General features: G+C 42.4%; 27 protein-coding genes. All 27 read left to right on the plus strand.

Annotated features, from left to right (window positions below; all coding sequences use genetic code 11):
- Positions 1-37 precede the first annotated feature (37 nt).
- The 27 genes from fusA (at position 38) to map (ending at position 16,628) form a co-directional block, all read left to right on the plus strand.
- Positions 38-2,116, plus strand: a complete 2,079-nt coding sequence (gene fusA / locus V6D44_RS20185) for an elongation factor G (protein WP_087991687.1) — start codon at positions 38-40, stop codon at positions 2,114-2,116.
- 119 nt (positions 2,117-2,235) lie between these two features.
- A complete protein-coding gene (gene tuf / locus V6D44_RS20190; protein WP_087991688.1) occupies positions 2,236-3,426 on the plus strand; it encodes an elongation factor Tu in 1,191 nt (396 codons plus the stop codon).
- 99 nt (positions 3,427-3,525) lie between these two features.
- A complete protein-coding gene (locus tag V6D44_RS20195; RefSeq protein WP_087991689.1) occupies positions 3,526-4,482 on the plus strand; it encodes an alpha/beta fold hydrolase in 957 nt (318 codons plus the stop codon).
- Between the two features lie 237 nt (positions 4,483-4,719).
- Positions 4,720-5,028, plus strand: a complete 309-nt coding sequence (rpsJ, locus tag V6D44_RS20200) for a 30S ribosomal protein S10 (protein WP_003156464.1) — start codon at positions 4,720-4,722, stop codon at positions 5,026-5,028.
- A 39-nt stretch (positions 5,029-5,067) separates the two neighbouring features.
- Entirely contained in the window at positions 5,068-5,697 is a 630-nt protein-coding gene (gene rplC, locus V6D44_RS20205; protein ID WP_039076392.1) for a 50S ribosomal protein L3, read from the plus strand.
- 27 nt (positions 5,698-5,724) lie between these two features.
- Positions 5,725-6,348 (plus strand): 50S ribosomal protein L4, encoded by a 624-nt coding sequence (rplD, locus tag V6D44_RS20210; RefSeq protein ID WP_087991690.1) that lies wholly within the window; start codon positions 5,725-5,727, stop codon positions 6,346-6,348.
- Positions 6,348-6,635, plus strand: a complete 288-nt coding sequence (gene rplW, locus V6D44_RS20215) for a 50S ribosomal protein L23 (RefSeq protein ID WP_333516845.1) — start codon at positions 6,348-6,350, stop codon at positions 6,633-6,635. The genes rplD and rplW overlap by 1 nt, the downstream gene beginning before the upstream one ends.
- A 31-nt stretch (positions 6,636-6,666) precedes the next feature.
- A complete protein-coding gene (rplB, locus tag V6D44_RS20220; RefSeq protein WP_024714051.1) occupies positions 6,667-7,500 on the plus strand; it encodes a 50S ribosomal protein L2 in 834 nt (277 codons plus the stop codon).
- A gap of 57 nt (positions 7,501-7,557) precedes the next feature.
- Positions 7,558-7,836, plus strand: coding sequence for a 30S ribosomal protein S19 (rpsS, locus tag V6D44_RS20225; protein ID WP_039076395.1), 279 nt, complete (start codon positions 7,558-7,560; stop codon positions 7,834-7,836).
- 16 nt (positions 7,837-7,852) lie between these two features.
- Positions 7,853-8,194, plus strand: a complete 342-nt coding sequence (gene rplV, locus V6D44_RS20230) for a 50S ribosomal protein L22 (protein WP_014662532.1) — start codon at positions 7,853-7,855, stop codon at positions 8,192-8,194.
- 3 nt (positions 8,195-8,197) lie between these two features.
- Positions 8,198-8,854 carry a 30S ribosomal protein S3 gene (gene rpsC, locus V6D44_RS20235; RefSeq protein WP_003242001.1) on the plus strand — a complete coding sequence of 219 codons (657 nt, stop codon included), beginning with the start codon at positions 8,198-8,200 and terminating at the stop codon, positions 8,852-8,854.
- Between the two features lies 1 nt (position 8,855).
- A complete protein-coding gene (gene rplP / locus V6D44_RS20240; RefSeq protein WP_003225801.1) occupies positions 8,856-9,290 on the plus strand; it encodes a 50S ribosomal protein L16 in 435 nt (144 codons plus the stop codon).
- Positions 9,280-9,480 (plus strand): 50S ribosomal protein L29, encoded by a 201-nt coding sequence (gene rpmC, locus V6D44_RS20245; RefSeq protein WP_003156482.1) that lies wholly within the window; start codon positions 9,280-9,282, stop codon positions 9,478-9,480. The genes rplP and rpmC overlap by 11 nt, the downstream gene beginning before the upstream one ends.
- 22 nt (positions 9,481-9,502) lie before the next feature.
- Positions 9,503-9,766, plus strand: coding sequence for a 30S ribosomal protein S17 (gene rpsQ, locus V6D44_RS20250; protein ID WP_003225804.1), 264 nt, complete (start codon positions 9,503-9,505; stop codon positions 9,764-9,766).
- 40 nt (positions 9,767-9,806) lie between these two features.
- The gene (gene rplN, locus V6D44_RS20255) at positions 9,807-10,175 is read left to right on the plus strand and encodes a 50S ribosomal protein L14 (RefSeq protein WP_003156485.1); all 369 of its coding nucleotides are present in this window, start codon (positions 9,807-9,809) and stop codon (positions 10,173-10,175) included.
- A 36-nt stretch (positions 10,176-10,211) separates the two neighbouring features.
- On the plus strand, positions 10,212-10,523 hold the full coding sequence (gene rplX / locus V6D44_RS20260; RefSeq protein ID WP_003156486.1) for a 50S ribosomal protein L24: 312 nt from the start codon (positions 10,212-10,214) through the stop codon (positions 10,521-10,523).
- A 26-nt stretch (positions 10,524-10,549) separates the two neighbouring features.
- Positions 10,550-11,089, plus strand: a complete 540-nt coding sequence (rplE, locus tag V6D44_RS20265; RefSeq protein ID WP_202329117.1) for a 50S ribosomal protein L5 — start codon at positions 10,550-10,552, stop codon at positions 11,087-11,089.
- Positions 11,090-11,111: 22 nt separating this feature from the next.
- Positions 11,112-11,297 (plus strand): 30S ribosomal protein S14, encoded by a 186-nt coding sequence (gene rpsN / locus V6D44_RS20270; protein ID WP_003156488.1) that lies wholly within the window; start codon positions 11,112-11,114, stop codon positions 11,295-11,297.
- A 31-nt stretch (positions 11,298-11,328) separates the two neighbouring features.
- The gene (gene rpsH, locus V6D44_RS20275) at positions 11,329-11,727 is read left to right on the plus strand and encodes a 30S ribosomal protein S8 (RefSeq protein ID WP_003241998.1); all 399 of its coding nucleotides are present in this window, start codon (positions 11,329-11,331) and stop codon (positions 11,725-11,727) included.
- Positions 11,728-11,756: 29 nt separating this feature from the next.
- Positions 11,757-12,296, plus strand: coding sequence for a 50S ribosomal protein L6 (gene rplF, locus V6D44_RS20280; RefSeq protein ID WP_087991692.1), 540 nt, complete (start codon positions 11,757-11,759; stop codon positions 12,294-12,296).
- A gap of 32 nt (positions 12,297-12,328) precedes the next feature.
- Positions 12,329-12,691, plus strand: a complete 363-nt coding sequence (gene rplR / locus V6D44_RS20285; protein ID WP_087991693.1) for a 50S ribosomal protein L18 — start codon at positions 12,329-12,331, stop codon at positions 12,689-12,691.
- A gap of 24 nt (positions 12,692-12,715) precedes the next feature.
- Positions 12,716-13,216: a 30S ribosomal protein S5 gene (gene rpsE, locus V6D44_RS20290; RefSeq protein WP_003328273.1), complete on the plus strand. Its 501-nt coding sequence runs from the start codon at positions 12,716-12,718 to the stop codon at positions 13,214-13,216.
- A gap of 13 nt (positions 13,217-13,229) precedes the next feature.
- Positions 13,230-13,409 (plus strand): 50S ribosomal protein L30, encoded by a 180-nt coding sequence (gene rpmD / locus V6D44_RS20295; RefSeq protein WP_003156497.1) that lies wholly within the window; start codon positions 13,230-13,232, stop codon positions 13,407-13,409.
- Positions 13,410-13,439: 30 nt separating this feature from the next.
- Positions 13,440-13,880, plus strand: coding sequence for a 50S ribosomal protein L15 (gene rplO / locus V6D44_RS20300; RefSeq protein ID WP_087991694.1), 441 nt, complete (start codon positions 13,440-13,442; stop codon positions 13,878-13,880).
- Position 13,881: 1 nt separating this feature from the next.
- Positions 13,882-15,177: a preprotein translocase subunit SecY gene (gene secY / locus V6D44_RS20305; protein WP_087991695.1), complete on the plus strand. Its 1,296-nt coding sequence runs from the start codon at positions 13,882-13,884 to the stop codon at positions 15,175-15,177.
- Positions 15,178-15,231: 54 nt separating this feature from the next.
- Entirely contained in the window at positions 15,232-15,885 is a 654-nt protein-coding gene (locus tag V6D44_RS20310; RefSeq protein ID WP_087991696.1) for an adenylate kinase, read from the plus strand.
- A complete protein-coding gene (gene map / locus V6D44_RS20315) occupies positions 15,882-16,628 on the plus strand; it encodes a type I methionyl aminopeptidase (RefSeq protein ID WP_087991697.1) in 747 nt (248 codons plus the stop codon). Before V6D44_RS20310 ends, map begins: the two co-directional genes overlap by 4 nt.

Raw genomic sequence — 16,628 nt, forward strand, 5'->3', positions numbered from 1 at the left:
AAACACAATTTCCTAATAAGGAAGGAGAAATTACCCAATGGCAAGAGAGTTCTCCTTAGATAAAACTCGTAATATCGGGATCATGGCTCACATTGATGCTGGTAAAACGACTACTACAGAACGTATCTTGTTCTACACAGGCCGTATCCACAAAATTGGTGAAACTCATGAAGGAGCTTCACAAATGGACTGGATGGAGCAGGAACAAGAACGCGGTATTACAATCACATCCGCTGCGACAACTGCGCAGTGGAAAGGTTACCGCGTAAACATCATCGATACTCCAGGACACGTAGACTTCACAGTTGAAGTTGAACGTTCTCTTCGTGTACTTGATGGTGCGGTTGCCGTACTTGATGCACAATCAGGCGTTGAGCCTCAAACAGAAACAGTATGGCGCCAAGCAACAACTTACGGAGTTCCGCGTGTCGTATTTGTCAACAAAATGGACAAAATCGGCGCAGACTTCCTTTACTCTGTAGGTACTTTAAGAGACCGTCTTCAAGCTAACGCCCATGCAATCCAATTGCCAATCGGTGCTGAAGACAACTTCGAAGGTATCATCGACCTTGTAGAAAACGTTGCGTATTTCTACGAAGATGATCTTGGAACTCGTTCTGATGCGAAAGAAATCCCTGAAGAGTACAAAGAACAAGCTGAAGAGCTTCGTAACAGCTTAATTGAAGCTGTCGCAGAGCTTGATGAAGAGCTTATGGAAAAGTACCTCGAAGGTGAAGAAATCACAATCGACGAGTTGAAAGCTGCAATCCGTAAAGGTACTTTGAATGTTGAATTCTATCCAGTACTAGTCGGTTCTGCTTTCAAAAACAAAGGTGTTCAGCTTGTACTTGATGCAGTTCTTGACTACCTTCCTGCACCAACTGATGTTGCTGCAATCAAAGGTGTACGCCCGGATACTGATGAAGAGATTGTTCGTCATTCTTCTGATGAAGAGCCATTCTCTGCACTTGCATTTAAAGTAATGACTGACCCTTATGTTGGTAAACTGACGTTCTTCCGTGTGTACTCTGGAACTCTTGATTCCGGTTCATACGTGAAAAACTCAACAAAAGGCAAACGTGAGCGTGTCGGACGTATCCTGCAAATGCATGCCAACAGCCGTGAAGAGATCGCTACTGTTTATGCAGGAGACATCGCAGCTGCTGTAGGTCTAAAAGATACATCTACTGGAGATACTCTATGTGACGAAAAGGATCTTGTAATCCTTGAATCAATGGAATTCCCAGAGCCGGTTATCGATGTAGCGATTGAGCCTAAATCAAAAGCTGACCAAGATAAAATGGGTATCGCTTTAGCGAAACTTGCTGAAGAAGATCCTACATTCCGTACTCAAACAAATCCGGAAACTGGTCAGACGATCATCTCTGGTATGGGTGAACTTCACCTTGATATCATTGTTGACCGTATGAAGCGTGAATTCAAAGTAGAAGCTAACGTAGGTGCTCCTCAAGTTGCGTACCGTGAAACATTCCGTTCAGGTGCAAAAGTTGAAGGTAAATTCGTACGTCAATCTGGTGGACGCGGTCAGTTCGGACACGTTTGGATTGAATTCGAACCTAATGAAGAAGGCGCTGGATTTGAATTCGAAAACGCAATCGTCGGTGGTGTTGTTCCTCGTGAATACATCCCAGCCGTACAAGCAGGTCTTGAAGACTCTCTTGAAAATGGTGTCTTAGCAGGATTCCCGCTAATTGACATCAAGGCAAAACTTTTTGATGGATCTTACCATGATGTTGACTCAAATGAAATGGCGTTTAAAGTCGCTGCTTCAATGGCATTGAAAAATGCAGTCAGCAAATGTAACCCTGTTCTTCTTGAACCAATTATGAAAGTTGAAGTTGTTATTCCTGAAGAATACATGGGAGACATCATGGGTGATGTTACTTCTCGTCGCGGACGCGTAGAAGGTATGGAAGCTCGCGGTAACGCACAGGTTGTTCGCGCGATGGTTCCTCTTGCTGAAATGTTCGGTTACGCTACTGCACTTCGTTCTAATACGCAAGGTCGCGGTACGTTCACTATGTTCATGGATCACTACGAAGAAGTACCGAAGAGCATTTCTGAAGAAATTATCAAAAAAAATAAAGGCGAATAATTGATTTTGCCTCTTAACTCAAGTATAACTACTATTGTAAGATGAGGAAGTGAAAGCTTTCTTTCACTTCCTATCACACTATACATTACTAATTAAAAGCTCTTAAGGAGGATTTTAGAATGGCTAAAGAAAAATTCGACCGTTCCAAATCACATGCCAATATTGGTACAATTGGACACGTTGACCATGGTAAAACAACATTAACTGCTGCTATCACAACAGTACTTCATAAGAAATCTGGTAAAGGTACAGCTATGGCGTACGATCAAATTGATGGTGCACCAGAAGAGCGCGAGCGCGGAATCACAATCTCTACTGCACACGTTGAGTATGAAACTGAAACTCGTCACTATGCACACGTTGACTGCCCAGGACACGCTGACTATGTTAAAAACATGATCACTGGTGCTGCGCAAATGGACGGAGCTATCCTTGTAGTATCTGCTGCTGATGGCCCAATGCCACAAACTCGTGAGCACATCCTTCTTTCTAAAAACGTTGGTGTACCATACATCGTTGTATTCTTAAACAAATGCGACATGGTAGACGACGAAGAGCTTCTTGAACTAGTTGAAATGGAAGTTCGCGATCTTCTTAGCGAATATGACTTCCCTGGTGATGATGTACCAGTAATCAAAGGTTCTGCTCTTAAAGCACTTGAAGGTGATGCTGATTACGAAGCAAAAATCTTCGAACTTATGGATGCGGTTGATGAGTACATCCCAACTCCAGAGCGTGACACTGAAAAACCATTCATGATGCCAGTTGAGGACGTATTCTCAATCACTGGTCGTGGTACAGTTGCTACTGGACGTGTTGAACGCGGACAAGTTAAAGTCGGTGACGAAGTAGAAATCATCGGTCTTCAAGAAGAAAACAAGAAAACAACTGTTACAGGTGTTGAAATGTTCCGTAAGCTTCTTGATTACGCTGAAGCTGGAGACAACATTGGAGCCCTTCTTCGCGGTGTAGCTCGTGAAGATATCCAACGTGGTCAAGTACTTGCTAAACCAGGTACAATCACTCCGCACAGCAAATTCAAAGCTGAAGTTTACGTTCTTTCTAAAGAAGAGGGTGGACGTCATACTCCATTCTTCTCTAACTACCGTCCTCAGTTCTACTTCCGTACAACTGACGTAACTGGTATCATCCAACTTCCAGAAGGCGTAGAAATGGTTATGCCTGGAGACAACACTGAAATGATCGTTGAACTTATCTCTACAATCGCTATCGAAGAAGGAACTCGTTTCTCTATTCGTGAAGGCGGACGTACTGTTGGTTCAGGCGTTGTTTCTACAATCACTGAGTAATAGTATGATCATAAACGAGACCCCCTGCGGGTCTCGTTTTTTATTTTATAATCTATTTCTTGTATAATAGGATCTATCATATTCTAGGGGCTAATTTTTATGATTCCTGAAAAGAGATCAATCGCTATCATGAAAGAACTGACCATTGACAAAACGAAGCAAACGCTGATGATTAATGGGGCTGATGTGAAAAATCCTTTGCTGCTTTTTTTACATGGCGGGCCGGGGACGCCCCAAATCGGGTATGTTAGGCATTATCAAAAAGAGCTGGAACAGCATTTTACAGTAGTACATTGGGATCAAAGAGGATCAGGGCTTTCTTATTCAAAACGAATTCCTCATCACTCCATGACAATCAGTCATTTCATTAGTGATGCAATTCAAGTCACTCAATGGGTCCTAGACCATTTTTCAAAAACAAAACTATATCTTGCCGGCCATTCATGGGGCTCGGTGCTAGCACTTCATGTACTGCAGCAACGTCCGGAGTTGTATTACGCGTATTATGGAATCAGCCAGGTTGTTAACCCTCACTATGAAGAATCAGCTGCTTATCACTCTATTCGTGAAATGTGTGATGCGAAGCGAGCCAGTATAGTATCCAAGGCCATACGTTTTATTGGCGCTCCGCCTTGGGAGAAGGACATCTATCATCATATCTATCGGTTTTGTGTCGAGTTGAGTAGGGGAGGATTTACTCACCATCATCGTCAAGCTCTATCTATTTTTTTTCAAATGCTTACCGGTAATGAGTATGGAATAAAAAACATGCACAAATTTCTCAATGGACATCGATTCAGCAAAAAACATTTAACTGATGAGTTGTACCTGTTTAATGGATTTGAATCAATTCCTTCTATTAGAGTGCCGTGCTTTTTCATTTCGGGGAGACATGATCTAATTGTTCCTGCTGAAATATCAAAACAGTTTTATCAAGAGCTTGAGGCGCCTGAAAAGCACTGGCTTCAATTTGAGAATTCCGCTCACACCCCGCATATCGAGGAGCCATCATTATTCGCAAGTACATTGAGTCGCCACGCACTGCACCACTTATGATAGGTCCTTGATAAATATGAAAAACACCTGTATAATAAAAAAAGTGTGCAAATCATGCATATCTTAAATAAGTCTTGCAACATACGTCTATTTTCTGTATAATGGTGTATGTTGGTCTTTTGACTGCGATGAAGCGAGAGGTTGCTGACACACCCGGCCGCTTTGCCATGGCAAGGTGTTCAGGTTTTTCTCGCGGAGAACTGTCTAACGTGATGTAGGCGAAAAGGAGGGAAAATAATGGCAAAACAAAAAATTCGTATTCGTTTGAAAGCATATGATCATAGAATCCTTGATCAATCTGCTGAGAAGATTGTTGAAACGGCAAAACGTTCTGGTGCCAGCGTATCTGGTCCGATCCCGTTGCCAACTGAAAAATCAGTTTACACAATCCTTCGTGCGGTGCACAAATACAAAGATTCTCGTGAGCAATTTGAAATGCGTACACATAAACGTTTAATCGACATTGTGAACCCAACACCACAAACTGTTGATGCTCTCATGCGATTAGATTTACCATCTGGTGTCGATATCGAAATTAAACTTTAATTCTAAAATATAGAATGATCTTAATAGGAGGTGTGACGAATGACCAAAGGAATCTTAGGAAGAAAAATTGGTATGACGCAAGTATTCGCAGAAAACGGTGATCTTATTCCGGTAACTGTTATTGAAGCTGCTCCAAACGTTGTTCTTCAAAAGAAATCAGCTGAAAACGATGGCTACGAGGCTATCCAGCTTGGTTTTGACGACAAGCGAGAAAAGCTTTCTAACAAACCTGAAAAAGGACACGTTGCAAAAGCGGAAACTGCTCCTAAGCGCTTCGTTAAAGAATTACGCGGAGTGGAAATGGATGCGTATGAAGTTGGTCAGGAAGTCAAGGTTGAAATTTTCTCTGCTGGAGAAATCGTAGATGTAACAGGAGTATCTAAAGGTAAAGGTTTCCAAGGTGCGATCAAGCGCCACGGACAATCTCGCGGACCTATGTCTCACGGTTCACGCTACCACCGTCGTCCTGGTTCAATGGGACCTGTAGATCCTAACCGTGTATTCAAAGGCAAACTATTACCTGGACGTATGGGCGGAGATCAAATCACTGTTCAAAACCTTGAAATTGTTAAAGTTGATGCGGAACGCAATCTTCTTTTGATCAAAGGTAACGTACCTGGTCCGAAGAAAACTTTAATCACTGTTAAAAGTGCTGTTAAATCTAAATAACTCTCTTAGGAAAGGAGGAAATTGATCATGCCAAAAGTAGCATTATACAACCAAAACGGTTCTACTGCTGGTGACATCGAATTAAATACTTCTGTATTTGGTATCGAGCCAAATGAGAGTGTTGTATTCGACGCTATTCTTATGCAAAGAGCTTCCTTACGTCAAGGATCTCACAAAGTAAAAAATCGTTCTGAAGTACGCGGCGGAGGTCGTAAACCATGGCGTCAAAAAGGTACTGGACGTGCCCGTCAAGGTTCTATCCGTTCACCGCAATGGCGCGGAGGTGGTGTCGTATTCGGCCCAACACCACGCAGCTATTCTTATAAATTACCTAAAAAAGTTCGCCGCTTGGCAATCAAATCAGTATTGTCTTCTAAAGTGATCGACAACAACATCATCGTACTTGAAGATCTTACTCTTGATACAGCTAAAACAAAAGAAATGGCAGCTATCCTTAAAGGATTATCTGTTGAGAAAAAAGCTTTAATTGTAACTGCGGATGCTAACGAAGCAGTCGCTTTATCTGCTCGCAACATTCCTGGAGTTACTGTAGTTGAAGCTAACGGAATCAACGTTTTAGACGTTGTCAACCACGAGAAGCTTCTGATTACAAAAGCAGCGGTTGAAAAAGTAGAGGAGGTGCTTGCATAATGAAAGATCCTCGTGATGTTCTAAAGCGCCCCGTCATTACTGAACGTTCTGCTGATTTAATGACTGATAAAAAATATACTTTTGAAGTTGATGTAAGAGCTAATAAAACAGAAGTGAAAGACGCGATTGAAAGCATCTTTGGAGTGAAAGTTGACAAAGTCAACATCATGAACTACAAAGGTAAATCAAAACGTGTCGGACGCTACACTGGTATGACTAGCCGTCGCAGAAAAGCGATCGTAAAACTTACTGCAGACAGCAAAGAAATCGAAATTTTTGAAGCTTAATTATCTGTAAAAAGAAGGAGGGAAATTCAAAATGGCGATTAAAAAGTATAAACCGACCTCTAATGGACGTCGTGGCATGACAACTTCAGATTTTGCTGAAATCACGACTGACAAGCCGGAAAAATCCTTGCTTGCTCCCCTTCACAAAAAAGGCGGACGTAACAACCAAGGTAAATTGACTGTACGTCACCAAGGTGGCGGACATAAACGCCAATACCGTGTTATCGACTTCAAACGCGATAAAGATGGTATACCTGGACGCGTTGCTACAGTTGAATACGATCCAAACCGTTCAGCTAACATCGCTCTAATCAACTATGCAGACGGAGAAAAACGTTACATTCTTGCTCCTAAAGGAATTCAAGTGGGTACTGAAATCATGTCAGGTCCTGAAGCTGACATTAAAGTAGGTAATGCACTTCCACTTATCAACATCCCTGTTGGTACAGTTGTGCATAACATTGAATTAAAACCTGGCAAAGGCGGACAGCTTGTACGTTCAGCTGGTACATCAGCTCAGGTTCTTGGTAAAGAAGGTAAATACGTTCTTGTGCGTCTTAACTCTGGAGAAGTTCGCATGATTCTTTCTGCTTGCCGTGCTTCTATCGGTCAAGTAGGCAATGAACAGCACGAACTTATCAACATTGGTAAAGCTGGACGTTCTCGCTGGAAAGGCATCCGCCCTACAGTTCGTGGTTCTGTAATGAACCCTAACGATCACCCACACGGTGGTGGTGAAGGACGCGCGCCAATCGGACGTAAATCACCTATGTCTCCATGGGGTAAACCAACTCTTGGATTCAAGACACGTAAGAAAAAGAGCAAATCTGATAAATTTATCGTACGTCGTCGTAAAAATAAATAACGGGGTTGTCTACGGTTCATTTCGGACCGTAGTGCAATCACGAAGGGAGGTTCCAAAATGGCTCGCAGCTTGAAAAAAGGACCATTTGTCGATGGACACTTGATGACAAAAATCGAGAAATTAAACGAATCAGACAAGAAACAAGTGGTAAAAACTTGGTCTCGTCGTTCCACTATTTTCCCACAGTTTATTGGTCACACAATCGCAGTCTATGACGGACGTAAACACGTGCCTGTATTCATCTCTGAAGATATGGTAGGGCACAAGTTGGGTGAATTCGCTCCAACTCGTACGTACAAAGGTCATGCTAGTGATGACAAAAAAACAAGACGCTAAGAGAGGAGGCTTTTAAATGCAAGCTAAAGCTGTTGCAAGAACAGTCCGTATTGCTCCTCGTAAAGCACGTCTAGTAATGGACCTGATTCGAGGCAAGCAAGTAGGTGAGGCAGTATCAATCTTGAACCTTACACCAAGAGCTGCTTCTCCAATTATCGAGAAAGTATTAAAATCCGCTATTGCAAATGCTGAGCATAACTATGAAATGGACGTTAACAACTTGGTTATTTCTCAAGCATTCGTTGACGAAGGCCCTACGTTAAAAAGATTCCGCCCACGTGCTATGGGACGTGCGAGCCAAATCAACAAACGTACGAGCCACATTACAATCGTTGTATCAGAAAAGAAGGAGGGATAAGTAGTGGGTCAAAAGGTAAATCCAGTCGGTCTTCGTATCGGAGTCATTCGTGATTGGGAATCTAAGTGGTACGCTGGTAAAGATTACGCTGACTTCCTGCACGAAGATTTAAAAATTCGTGAATACATTAGCAAACGCCTTTCTGACGCTTCTGTTTCTAAAGTAGAAATCGAGCGTGCAGCAAACCGCGTTAACATTACGATCCACACAGCTAAGCCTGGTATGGTTATCGGTAAAGGCGGTTCTGAAGTTGAAGCACTTCGCAAAGCCCTTAACAGCCTTACTGGCAAGCGTGTACACATTAACATTCTTGAAATCAAAAGAGCAGATCTTGATGCACAGCTAGTTGCTGACAACATCGCTCGTCAATTAGAAAACCGTGTTTCTTTCCGCCGTGCGCAGAAACAACAAATCCAACGCACAATGCGCGCTGGAGCACAAGGTGTGAAAACAATGGTTTCTGGTCGTCTTGGCGGTGCAGATATCGCTCGTTCTGAATACTACAGTGAAGGAACTGTTCCATTGCACACATTACGTGCGGACATTGACTATGCAACATCTGAAGCTGACACTACTTACGGTAAGCTTGGTGTAAAAGTCTGGATCTATCGTGGAGAGGTTCTTCCTACTAAGAAGAAAACTGAGGAAGGAGGAAAATAATATGTTATTACCAAAACGCGTTAAATATCGCAGAGAGCATCGCGGAAAAATGCGTGGTCGTGCGAAAGGCGGTACTGAAGTACATTTTGGTGAGTTCGGTATCCAAGCTCTTGAAGCTTCATGGATTACTAACCGTCAAATCGAAGCTGCACGTATTGCGATGACTCGTTACATGAAACGTGGCGGTAAAGTTTGGATTAAAATTTTCCCTTCTAAACCTTACACTGCTAAACCACTTGAGGTACGTATGGGATCCGGTAAAGGGGCTCCAGAAGGTTGGGTAGCTGTTGTAAAACCGGGCAAAGTTTTATTTGAGATTTCTGGTGTGTCTGAAGAGGTTGCCCGTGAAGCGCTTCGTCTTGCATCTCACAAATTGCCAATTAAAACGAAGTTCGTAAAACGTGAAGAAATTGGTGGTGAATCAAATGAAAGCTAATGAAATTCGTGACCTTACCACTGCTGAAATTGAACAAAAAGTAAAGTCTCTTAAAGAAGAACTTTTCAATCTTCGCTTTCAATTAGCGACAGGACAACTTGAAAATACTGCTCGCATTCGTGAAGTGCGCAAAGCTATCGCGCGCATGAAAACTGTGATTCGTGAAAGAGAAATTGCTGCAAATAAATAATCACTGAGGGGAGGTCGTGAGCATGAGCGAACGTAACCAACGCAAAGTTTACCAAGGCCGTGTAGTTTCTGACAAAATGGATAAAACCATTACTGTTGTTGTTGAAACATACAAAAAACATACACTTTACGGTAAACGCGTAAAATACTCAAAAAAATTCAAAGCACATGATGAAAATAATCAAGCTAAAATCGGTGACATCGTAAAGATCATGGAAACTCGTCCATTGTCTGCAACTAAGCGTTTCCGTCTAGTTGAAGTTGTCGAAGAAGCTGTTATTATCTAATAAAGTTCGGAATTCTTTTTCCGAAGGGAGGTAACAAATAATGATTCAACAAGAGACTCGTTTAAAAGTAGCTGATAACTCTGGCGCTCGTGAAGTGCTTACTATTAAAGTTCTTGGCGGTTCTGGACGCAAAACAGCTAACATTGGTGATGTCATTGTTTGCACGGTTAAACAAGCAACACCAGGAGGCGTTGTCAAAAAAGGTGAAGTCGTAAGAGCTGTTATCGTTCGCACGAAAAGCGGAGCACGCAGAAGCGACGGTTCATACATCAGCTTCGATGAGAATGCATGTGTTATCATCCGTGACGACAAGAGCCCGCGTGGAACTCGTATCTTCGGACCAGTTGCTCGTGAGTTGCGTGAAAACAACTTTATGAAAATTGTTTCTCTAGCTCCAGAAGTTATCTAATGAAATAAATGCCTTAGTCAAGGAGGTGCGATCAGGATGCATGTTAAAAAAGGCGATAAAGTAATGGTTATCTCTGGTAAAGATAAAGGCAAACAAGGAACAATCCTTGCTGCTTTCCCTAAAAAGGACCGCGTTTTAGTTGAAGGTGTGAACATGGTGAAGAAACACTCTAAACCAACTCAAGCTAACCCTCAAGGCGGTATTTCTAATCAAGAGGCGCCAATTCATGTATCAAACGTTATGCCGCTCGATCCTAAAACAGGTGAAGTGACTCGCGTAGGATACAAAGTGGAAGATGGCAAAAAAGTTCGTGTAGCAAAAAAATCTGGGCAAGTTCTAGATAAATAGTATTAAAAGGAAGGGAGGTCTATCTCATGAACCGCCTTAAAGAAAAGTACAATAAAGAAATTGCACCTGCTTTAATGACAAAGTTCAACTATGATTCTGTCATGCAAGTGCCTAAAATCGAAAAAATCGTAATCAACATGGGTGTTGGTGACGCTGTTCAAAACGCGAAAGCAATCGACAGTGCTGTTGAAGAATTAACGTTTATCGCAGGTCAAAAACCTGTCGTTACTCGTGCGAAGAAATCAATTGCTGGATTCCGTCTTCGTGAAGGAATGCCTATCGGTGCGAAAGTAACTCTTCGCGGAGAGCGCATGTATGATTTCCTTGATAAACTTATTTCTGTATCTTTACCGCGTGTACGTGACTTCCGCGGGATTTCTAAAAAATCTTTTGACGGTCGCGGTAACTACACACTTGGTATCAAAGAACAGTTAATCTTCCCTGAAATTGACTACGATAAAGTAACAAAGGTTCGCGGAATGGACATCGTTATCGTAACAACTGCTAATACTGACGAAGAAGCTCGTGAGCTATTAACTCAAGTAGGTATGCCGTTCCAGAAATAATCAATGAAAGGGAGGCGAAATCGTGGCTAAAAAGTCTATGATTGCGAAACAACAACGTACACCAAAGTTTAAAGTACAAGAGTACACACGCTGTGAACGCTGCGGACGTCCGCATTCAGTCATTCGTAAATTTAAACTTTGCCGTATTTGTTTCCGTGAGCTTGCATATAAAGGACAAATTCCTGGCGTGAAAAAAGCCAGCTGGTAATCCCCAAGAAAGGGAAGGAGGTAATTATATAATGGTTATGACAGATCCAATTGCAGATATGCTAACTCGTATTCGCAATGCAAACATGGTACGTCATGAGAAGCTTGAAATTCCTGCTTCTAAATTGAAAAGAGAAATTGCTGAAATTTTAAAGCGTGAAGGTTTCATTCGTGACGTTGAGTTCGTAGAAGACAGCAAACAAGGTATCATCCGCGTTTTCTTGAAATACGGACAAAACAACGAGCGCGTTATCACTGGTCTTAAAAGAATCAGCAAGCCTGGTTTGCGTGTATATGCTAAATCTAATGAAGTACCTCGCGTACTTAACGGTCTTGGAATTGCGATTATTTCTACATCACAAGGTGTTTTAACGGACAAAGAAGCCCGTGCAAAACAAGCTGGTGGAGAAGTTCTAGCATACGTTTGGTAAGAAGTTTAACATGAATGGAGGTGTTTGGTATGTCTCGTGTAGGTAAGAAGTTACTTGAGATTCCTTCTGATGTTACAGTTACGTTAAACGATAACAATACTGTAGCTGTGAAAGGACCAAAAGGAGAATTAACTCGTACGTTTCACCCTGATATGGAGATTAAAGTAGAGGACAATGTGCTTACAGTCGCTCGTCCTTCTGATCATAAAGAGCACCGTGCGCTGCATGGTACTACTCGCAGTCTGCTTGGCAACATGGTTGAAGGTGTATCTAAAGGATTTGAAAGAGGTTTGGAATTAGTCGGTGTCGGTTACCGTGCGTCTAAATCCGGAAATAAACTTGTTTTAAACGTTGGATACTCTCACCCTGTTGAGATCGTTCCTGAGGAAGGCATCGAAATTGAAGTTCCTTCTCAAACTAAAGTAGTTGTAAAAGGAACAGACAAAGAACGTGTAGGAGCTATTGCTGCTAACATTCGCGCTGTCCGTTCTCCAGAGCCTTACAAAGGTAAAGGTATCCGCTACGAAGGTGAAGTTGTTCGCCGCAAAGAAGGTAAATCTGCTAAGTAAGATCGCTTAAAGTGAAGAAAGGAGTGACCTAGATGATTACGAAAACTAGCAAAAATGCTGCTCGTCTTAAAAGACACGCTCGTGTTCGCGCTAAACTTTCCGGTACTGCTGAAAGACCGCGTCTGAACGTTTTCCGTTCTAACAAGCACATTTACGCTCAAATCATCGATGATGTAAATGGTGTAACACTTGCTAGTGCATCTACTCTCGATAAAGACTTGAACGTTGAAAGCACAGGAGATGCTTCTGCTGCTACTAAAGTTGGAGAATTAGTTGCAAAACGCGCTGCTGAAAAAGGCATTTCTGACGTAGTATTTGACCGTGGCGGATACTTATACCATGGACGTGTAAAAGCTTTAGCTGATGCTGCTCGTGAAGCTGGACTTAAATTTTAATAAAAGAAGGAGGGACACATGATTATGCGTCGTATTGACCCAAGCAAATTAGAGTTAGAAGAACGCTTAGTTACGGTTAACCGCGTAGCGAAAGTTGTTAAAGGTGGTCGTCGTTTCCGCTTCGCAGCTCTAGTCGTTGTCGGTGACAAAAACGGACACGTAGGATTCGGTACTGGTAAAGCACAAGAAGTACCAGAAGCGATCCGCAAAGCTGTTGAAGATGCGAAAAAGAATTTAATTGAAGTACCAATGGTTGGAACTACAATTCCACACGAAATCATCGGACGTTTCGGTGCAGGTAACATCTTGTTAAAACCTGCTTCTGAAGGTACTGGAGTTATCGCTGGAGGCCCTGTACGTGCGGTACTTGAGCTTGCAGGTGTAGCTGATATCCTTTCTAAGTCTTTAGGTTCTAACACACCGATCAACATGATTCGTGCAACTCTTCAAGGTTTAAGTGAACTTAAACGTGCTGAAGACGTTGCGAAGCTTCGTGGAAAATCTGTAGAAGAACTGTTAGGATAAGGAGGGAACATTAATGGCTAAATTAGAAATTACCCTCAAACGAAGTGTAATCGGTCGTCCGGAAGATCAACGCGTTACTGTGAGAACACTTGGTTTAAAGAAAACAAACCAAACTGTTGTTCATGAAGACAACGCTGCGATTCGCGGTATGATTAATAAAGTATCTCATTTAGTTTCTGTTAAAGAACAATAAAAATAATTGATCGGATAAGGAGGTGTCCTAATGAAACTTCATGAATTAAAACCTTCAGAAGGTTCACGCAAAACGCGTAATCGCGTAGGTCGTGGTATTGGTTCTGGTAACGGTAAAACAGCTGGTAAAGGTCACAAAGGTCAAAACGCTCGTTCTGGCGGCGGTGTGCGTCCAGGATTCGAGGGGGGACAAATGCCTTTATTCCAACGTCTTCCTAAACGCGGTTTCACTAACATCAACCGCAAGGATTACACTGTAGTCAACCTAGACAAATTGAACGGTTTTGCAGAAGGAACGGAAGTCACTCCTGAACTTCTTCTTGAGACTGGTGTTATTAGCAAACTTAATGCAGGAGTAAAGATTCTTGGCAACGGTAAATTAGAGAAAAAATTAACTGTAAAAGCCAATAAATTCTCTGCTTCTGCGAAAGAAGCTGTTGAAGCTGCTGGCGGTACAGCTGAGGTGATCTAACTTGTTTAAAACAATCTCCAACTTTATGCGTGTGAGTGATATCAGGAATAAAATCATATTCACTTTACTCATGCTTATCGTCTTTCGCATAGGTGCGTTTATTCCTGTGCCTTATGTTAACGCTGAAGCGTTACAGGCACAGTCTCAAATGGGTGTTTTTGATCTCCTTAATACATTTGGCGGCGGTGCGCTTTACCAATTCTCCATTTTTGCAATGGGAATTACTCCTTATATCACGGCTTCGATCATCATTCAGCTGCTTCAGATGGATGTTGTGCCGAAGTTTACCGAGTGGTCTAAGCAAGGTGAAGTTGGCCGCCGTAAATTAGCTCAGTTCACAAGGTACTTTACGATTGTGCTTGGGTTCATCCAAGCGTTAGGTATGTCATACGGATTCAACAATCTGGCAAACGGTATGCTGATCGAAAATTCGGGTGTTTCGACATATCTCATCATTGCTTTAGTGCTCACTGGCGGAACTGCCTTTTTAATGTGGCTCGGAGAACAAATTACGTCTCATGGGGTAGGCAACGGAATATCGATCATTATCTTCGCGGGGATTGTGGCTAGTATTCCAAAAACGGTTGGACAAATATATGAGACTCAATTTGTCGGCAGCGACGATCAGTTGTTTATTCATATTGTAAAAATCGCACTTCTTGTGATTGCGATTTTAGCAGTTATTGTTGGAGTTATTTTCATTCAGCAAGCCGTACGGAAAATTGCGATTCAATATGCTAAAGGCACAGGTCGTTCACCTGCAGGCGGGGGACAGTCTACTCACCTACCATTGAAAGTAAACCCTGCGGGGGTTATTCCGGTCATCTTTGCGGTTGCGTTTCTGATAACGCCGCGGACGATCGCGTCATTCTTTGGAACAAACGATGTGACAAAGTGGATTCAAAACTACTTTGATAATACGCATCCGGTGGGTATGGCGATATATGTTGCGTTGATTATTGCCTTTACGTACTTTTATGCTTTTGTACAGGTCAATCCTGAACAAATGGCTGATAACCTTAAAAAACAGGGTGGCTATATCCCGGGGGTTCGTCCAGGGAAAATGACTCAAGATAGAATTACGAGCATTTTGTATCGACTTACGTTTGTGGGTTCTATATTCTTAGCCGTGATTTCCATTCTTCCTATCTTTTTCATTCAATTCGCTGGATTGCCTCAAAGTGCACAAATTGGCGGAACATCTTTGTTAATTGTTGTCGGGGTAGCCTTAGAGACAATGAAGCAACTAGAAAGCCAGTTGGTGAAACGAAACTACCGTGGATTTATGAAAAACTAGAGGAAATGGATTTATCCATTCCCTCTTAATAAAGAGAGGACGGGGGAAATCCGAATGAACTTAGTCTTAATGGGGCTTCCTGGTGCCGGTAAAGGTACACAGGGCGAACGAATTGTTGAGGATTATGGGATTCCTCATATCTCAACAGGAGATATGTTCCGTGCTGCTATGAAAGAAGAAACACCACTCGGACTCGAAGCAAAATCTTATATTGATAAGGGAGAGCTCGTACCTGACGAAGTCACAATCGGAATTGTAAAAGAAAGGCTTGGCAAAGACGATTGTGAAAGAGGTTTTCTTCTGGACGGATTTCCGCGAACAGTCGCTCAAGCCGAGGCTCTTGAAGGAATTCTTGAGGAGTACGGCAAGCCGATTGATTATGTCATTAACATTGAAGTCGACAAGGATGTTCTGATGGAACGTCTGACTGGACGCAGAATTTGCAGTGTTTGCGGCACAACCTATCATTTAGTCTTTAATCCGCCGAAAACGCCGGGTGTTTGTGATAAAGACGGAGGCGAACTCTATCAACGGGCAGATGATAATGAGGAAACAGTCTCTAAACGGCTTGAGGTAAACATGAAGCAAACTCAGCCTTTACTCGATTTTTATTCTGAGAAAGGTTATCTTGCAAACGTGAATGGCCAACAGGACATTCAAGACGTATATGCAGATGTGAAGGATCTTCTTGGAGGATTAAAAAAATGATTATCTGTAAAACCCCACGTGAACTTGGTATCATGCGGGAAGCAGGGCGAATCGTGGCTTTAACTCATGAAGAGTTAAAAAAGCATATTAAACCAGGAATCTCGACAAAAGAATTGGATCAAATTGCCGAACGTTTTATTAATAAGCAGGGTGCAATCCCATCTTTTAAGGGGTATAATGGGTTTCGCGGGAGCATTTGCGTATCAGTTAATGAAGAACTCGTTCACGGTATTCCTGGCAGCAGGGTGCTGAAGGACGGAGACATCATCAGTATTGATATCGGTGCTAAATTAAATGGTTATCATGGTGACTCTGCATGGACATATCCGGTAGGAAACATCAGCAATGATGACAAAAAACTTCTGGAAGTGACAGAGGAGTCTTTATATAAAGGCTTGCAGGAAGCAAAACCAGGTGAACGTTTGTCGAATATTTCCCACGCAATACAAACGTATGTCGAAAATGAGCAGTTTTCAGTTGTTAGGGAGTATGTCGGACATGGTGTTGGTCAAGACTTGCATGAGGACCCGCAAATTCCTCATTATGGTCCGCCCAACAAAGGACCACGGCTCAAACCTGGCATGGTTCTCGCTATTGAACCTATGGTGAACGCTGGCAGCCGCTACGTGAAAACATTGGCTGATAACTGGACGGTTGTAACGGTAGATGGGAAAAAGTGTGCTCATTTTGAACATACAATTGCGATTACGGAAACGGGTTTTGATATACTGACGAGAGTCTAG

The organism is Bacillus sp. 0209A, from assembly GCF_036765095.1.
GTDB classification, from domain to species: domain Bacteria; phylum Bacillota; class Bacilli; order Bacillales; family Bacillaceae; genus Bacillus; species Bacillus subtilis_G.